Source organism: Stenotrophomonas sp. 2YAF22 (assembly GCF_052114665.1).
GTDB classification, from domain to species: Bacteria; Pseudomonadota; Gammaproteobacteria; order Xanthomonadales; family Xanthomonadaceae; genus Stenotrophomonas; species Stenotrophomonas indicatrix.
Genome location: NZ_JBFRFE010000321.1, coordinates 1 through 4,786 on the forward strand (window position 1 = coordinate 1; position 4,786 = coordinate 4,786).

Sequence of the window (4,786 nt, forward strand, 5' to 3'; positions counted from 1 at the left end):
TTCAAGTCGCGCGCCGCCGTCGCCATTCTGGCCGCGTCGTCCGTGTTCGCCGCCAACGCCGCCGATGTCACCGGCGCGGGCGCCTCGTTCATCTACCCGGTGATGTCCAAGTGGTCGGCCGACTACAGCACCGCCACCGGCAAGAAGGTCAACTACCAGTCGATCGGTTCCGGCGGTGGTATCGCCCAGATCAAGGCAGCGACCGTGGACTTCGGTTCGTCCGACGCRCCGCTGAAGCCGGAAGAGCTGGCTGCCGCTGGCCTGGCCCAGTTCCCGTCGGTGATCGGCGGCGTGGTGCCGGTGATCAACGTTGCTGGCGTCGCCCCCGGCGCGCTGAAGCTGGACGGCCCGACCCTGGCCAACATCTTCCTGGGCAAGATCACCACCTGGAACGACCCGGCCATCGCCGCACTGAACAGCGGCCTTACCCTGCCCAGCGGCAAGATCACGATCGTCCATCGTTCGGACGGTTCGGGCACCACCTTCAACTTCGTCAACTACCTGTCCAAGGTCAGCCCGGAGTGGAAGAGCAAGGTCGGTGAAGGCACTTCGGTGCAGTGGCCGGCCGGCATCGGCGGCAAGGGCAACGAAGGCGTTGCTGCCTACGTGAAGCAGATCAAGGGCGGCATCGGCTACGTCGAACTGTCCTACGCGCTGCAGAACAAGATGTCCTACGCGGCGATGAAGAACGCGGCCGGCAAGATCGTGCAGCCTTCGGACACCTCGTTCTCGGCCGCCGCGGCCAGCGCCGACTGGGCCAACGCCCGTGACTTCTACCTGGTGATGACCAACGCCCCGGGCGCTGATGCATGGCCGATCACTGCCACCAACTTCATCCTGGTGCGCAAGCAGCCGAAGAACGTGGCGGGCGCCAAGGCCACGCAGGAGTTCTTCCGCTGGGTCTACAAGAATGGCGATGCGCAGGCCAAGCAGCTGGACTACGTGCCGCTGCCGGACGCGCTGGTGCGCCAGATCGAGACCTACTGGACGCAGAACCTGAAGTACTGAGTTCGTTGCAAGGCGTTCCCCCGCAGGAACGGGGCCGGCGGGTCCTCTCTCCCCCGCCGGCCCCACCGGGCGCTGGATCCTTCTGGGTCCGGCGCTCTTCTTTTTTGCAGGGTTGGTCGTGAAAGGCGCTGCGCTTCCGTTGGTGAGTTGTTGCGGCGATGGGTCATGGAAGGCAGGAGCGGGGGCAACGGCTGCCCGGCCCTCCGCCGCGCCGGGGACCGCGCAGAAGCGCAGTTGGTGTCGTCAGCCGACCCGGCGGCCAACCGTGAATCCCGCGAAACCCTTGCCAGAACGTGATCCAGGACACCTCTGTCATGGACGTCATACGGCTGTAACAAAAACATCATTTCATAGCCGCATCCGCCGACACCGTCGGCTCTACCCCGCTATGGAGTGACCATGAAACTGCACTCGGCCAGCCTTGCCGCCCTTTCCCTGGCCATCGCCCTGGGCTTGTCTGCCTGCGGTGGCGACAAGCAGGCCGCTCAGCAGCCGGCCGCTGACGGCGCCGCTGCTCCGGCCGCTGCCGGCGACAAGGTGACCGCTGAGGTCTCCGGTGCTGGCGCCTCCTTCATCTTCCCGCTGGTGTCCAAGTGGTCGGCTGACTACAACACCGCCACCGGCGCCAAGATCAACTATCAGTCGATCGGTTCCGGTGGTGGCATCGCCCAGATCAAGGCCGGCACCGTCGATTTCGGTTCGTCCGACAAGCCGCTGAGCAGCGATGAGCTGGCCCAGGCCGGCCTGGCCCAGTTCCCGTCGGCCATCGGCGGCGTGGTGCCGGTGGTCAACATCGACGGCCTGGAAGCCGGCAAGCTGCGCCTCAGTGGCGCCCTGCTCGCCGACATCTTCCTGGGCAAGGTCAAGACCTGGAACGACCCGGCCATCGTCGCCGCCAACCCGGGCGTGACCCTGCCGGACGGCAAGATCACCATCGTCCACCGTTCGGATGGTTCGGGCACCACCTTCAACTTCTCCAACTACCTGTCCAAGGTCAGCCCGGAGTGGAAGAGCAAGGTCGGCGAAGGCACCTCGGTGCAGTGGCCGGACGGCGTGGGTGGCAAGGGCAATGAAGGCGTTGCTTCCTACGTGAAGCAGATCAAGGGTTCCATCGGCTACGTCGAACTGGCCTACGCCCTGCAGAACGCGATGCCCTACGCCTCGCTGCAGAACGCCGCCGGCACCTGGGTGCAGCCGAACGCTGAAACCTTCGCTGCCGCTGCCGCCAGCGCCGACTGGGCCAGCGCCAAGGACTTCAACCTGGTCATCACCAACGCACCGGGCGAGCAGGCGTGGCCGATCACCGCCACCAACTTCATGCTGATGCAGAAGAAGCCGAAGGATGCCAAGCGCAACCAGGATGCGCTGGCCTTCTTCAAGTGGGCCTTCGAAAGCGGCCAGACCCAGGCCAACGAACTGCACTACGTACCGCTGCCGGCCGAGCTGGTCAAGCAGATCGAAGCCTACTGGGCGACCGAACTGAAGTGATGGACCCGACGGTGCCCGCCACGTGCGGGCACCGTCTCCTGCACATCGTGCTGCCCCGCCCCTTCCTGGCCCTGCCGTCCCCATGAATGCCATCGCCCAGCCTGTAGCCGCCCCGTCCACGCGTGATACGCGTGATGCCCGCAACGACAAACTGTTCCGATGGGTGCTGGTCGGCACCGTCATCTTCGTCCTGATCGCGCTGGCCTGCGCCGCACTGTCGATGCTGTGGGGTGGTCGCCACGCCCTGCAGATGCAGGGCCTGAGCTTCTTCTTCTCCTCCGACTGGAATCCGGTCGAAAACAAGTTCGGCGCCCTCGCCCCCATCTACGGCACCCTGGTCACCGCGCTGATCGCGATGGTCATCGCCGTACCGGTCAGCTTCGGCATCGCCTTCTTCCTCACAGAAGTGGCACCGCGCTGGCTGCGTGGCCCGGTCGGCACCGCCATCGAACTGCTGGCGGGCATTCCCTCGATCATCTACGGCATGTGGGGCCTGTTCGTACTGGTGCCGGTGATGACCGAGTACGTCACCCCGTTCCTCAACGAAACCCTGGGCGAATGGCCGATCATCGGCCCGGTGTTCCAGGGCCCGCCGCTGGGCATCGGCATGCTCACCGCCGGCTTCGTGCTGGCGATCATGGTCATCCCGTTCATCTCCTCGGTGATGCGCGAAGTGTTCCTGACCGTGCCGACCCGCCTGAAGGAATCGGCCTACGCGCTGGGTTCCACCAAATGGGAAGTGAGCTGGGACATCGTGCTGCCCTACACCCGCTCGGCGGTGATCGGTGGCGTTTTCCTCGGCCTCGGCCGCGCACTGGGCGAGACGATGGCGGTGGCCTTCGTGATCGGCAACAGCGTGCGCCTGTCGCCGTCGCTGCTGGAACCGGGCACCACCATCGCCGCACTGATCGCCAACGACTTCGGCGAAGCCACTGAAACCTACCGCTCGGCGTTGCTGCTGCTCGGCTTCGTCCTCTTCATCGTCACCTTCGTGGTGCTCGCCATCGCCCGCCTGATGCTGATGCGCCTGTCCCGCAAGGAGGGCAACTGATGTCCAGCACCGCTGACTCCCTGTACCTGCGCCGCCGCATCGGCAACGTCATCGCCATCGCGATGTCCTGCGCCACTGYGCTGTTCGGCCTGTTCTTCCTCGGCTGGATCCTGTTCACCCTGGCCTCCAAGGGCCTGGCCGGCATCAACCTGGATCTGTTCACCAAGATGACACCGCCGCCGATGCAGGAAGGCGGCCTGGCCAATGCCTTCTTCGGCAGTGCGGTGATGTGTGCGCTGGCGATCGGCATCGGCACCCCGCTGGGTGTGCTGGCCGGCACCTGGCTGGCCGAGTACGGCAACGCCCGCAAGGCCGGCACCGTGGTCCGCTTCGTCAACGACATCCTGCTGTCGGCCCCGTCCATCGTGCTGGGCCTGTTCGTCTACACCCTGTACGTGATGCAGACCGGCGGCAGCTTCTCCGCCTTCGCCGGTGCACTGTCGCTGGCCTTCATCGTGCTGCCGGTGGTGGTGCGTACCACCGACGAGATGCTGCGCCTGGTGCCTTCGCAGATGCGCGAAGCCGCGCTTTCGCTGGGCATTCCGCAGTGGAAGGTGATCGTGCAGGTACTGTACCGCAGTGCCTCGGCCGGCATCATCACCGGCATCCTGCTGGCGCTGGCCCGCATTTCCGGCGAGACCGCACCGCTGCTGTTCACCGCCTTCGGCAACCAGTACTGGAACAGCAACGTGTTCCAGCCGATGGCCTCGGTGCCGGTGGTGATGAACCAGTTCGCCGGCAGCCCGTACGAATCCTGGCAGGTGCTGGCCTGGGCCGGCGCGCTGGTGCTGACCGTGTTCGTGCTGCTGGTCAGCCTCTCTGCGCGCGGCATCCTGCTGCGCAACCGTATCTCCCATGACTGACCTTTCCGTGGATACCGCCATGAACGACCTTTCCAACGCCGTGCCGATGCAGCGCATCGTCGTGCCGGCCTCGCACGAGAACCTGCACGCTCCGGCCCCGGTCAAGCTCGCCGCGCGTGGACTGGACTTCTACTACGACAAGTTCCACGCCCTGAAGGGCATCAACCTGGAGATCCCGGAAAAGCGCGTGACCGCGCTGATCGGTCCCTCCGGTTGCGGCAAGTCGACCCTGCTGCGCATCTTCAACCGCATCTACGCGCTGTACCCGAAGCTGGAAGCGCGCGGTGAGGTGATCCTCGACGGCGAGAACATCCTGTCGCCGAAGTACCCGAGATCACCTCACCGCGCGCTTCCAGCTTCGGGTACAGCGCGTAGA

5 protein-coding genes are annotated in these 4,786 nt (G+C 65.5%); all 5 read left to right on the forward strand.

The features are described from left to right. A partial coding sequence (gene pstS, locus AB4Y84_RS13375) for a phosphate ABC transporter substrate-binding protein PstS (protein ID WP_442250268.1) occupies positions 1-1,008 on the forward strand: 1,008 nt, incomplete at its 5' end. A 399-nt stretch (positions 1,009-1,407) separates the two neighbouring features. Then, positions 1,408-2,496, forward strand: a complete 1,089-nt coding sequence (gene pstS, locus AB4Y84_RS13380; RefSeq protein ID WP_180164220.1) for a phosphate ABC transporter substrate-binding protein PstS — start codon at positions 1,408-1,410, stop codon at positions 2,494-2,496. 82 nt (positions 2,497-2,578) lie between these two features. Continuing rightward, a complete protein-coding gene (gene pstC, locus AB4Y84_RS13385) occupies positions 2,579-3,547 on the forward strand; it encodes a phosphate ABC transporter permease subunit PstC (protein WP_025875378.1) in 969 nt (322 codons plus the stop codon). Further along, positions 3,547-4,410, forward strand: a complete 864-nt coding sequence (gene pstA / locus AB4Y84_RS13390; RefSeq protein WP_442250269.1) for a phosphate ABC transporter permease PstA — start codon at positions 3,547-3,549, stop codon at positions 4,408-4,410. Before pstC ends, pstA begins: the two co-directional genes overlap by 1 nt. Positions 4,411-4,429: 19 nt before the next feature. Continuing rightward, positions 4,430-4,786: ATP-binding cassette domain-containing protein (locus tag AB4Y84_RS13395; protein WP_442250270.1), on the forward strand; the 357-nt coding region annotated here is incomplete at its 3' end.

What these genes read in the sequence shown, in the direction of transcription:
- pstC (WP_025875378.1), top strand. Translation starts at nt 2,579, where the DNA reads ATGAATGCCATCGCCCAGCCTGTAGCCGCCCCGTCCACGCGTGATACG.
- pstS (WP_180164220.1), top strand. Translation starts at nt 1,408, where the DNA reads ATGAAACTGCACTCGGCCAGCCTTGCCGCCCTTTCCCTGGCCATCGCC.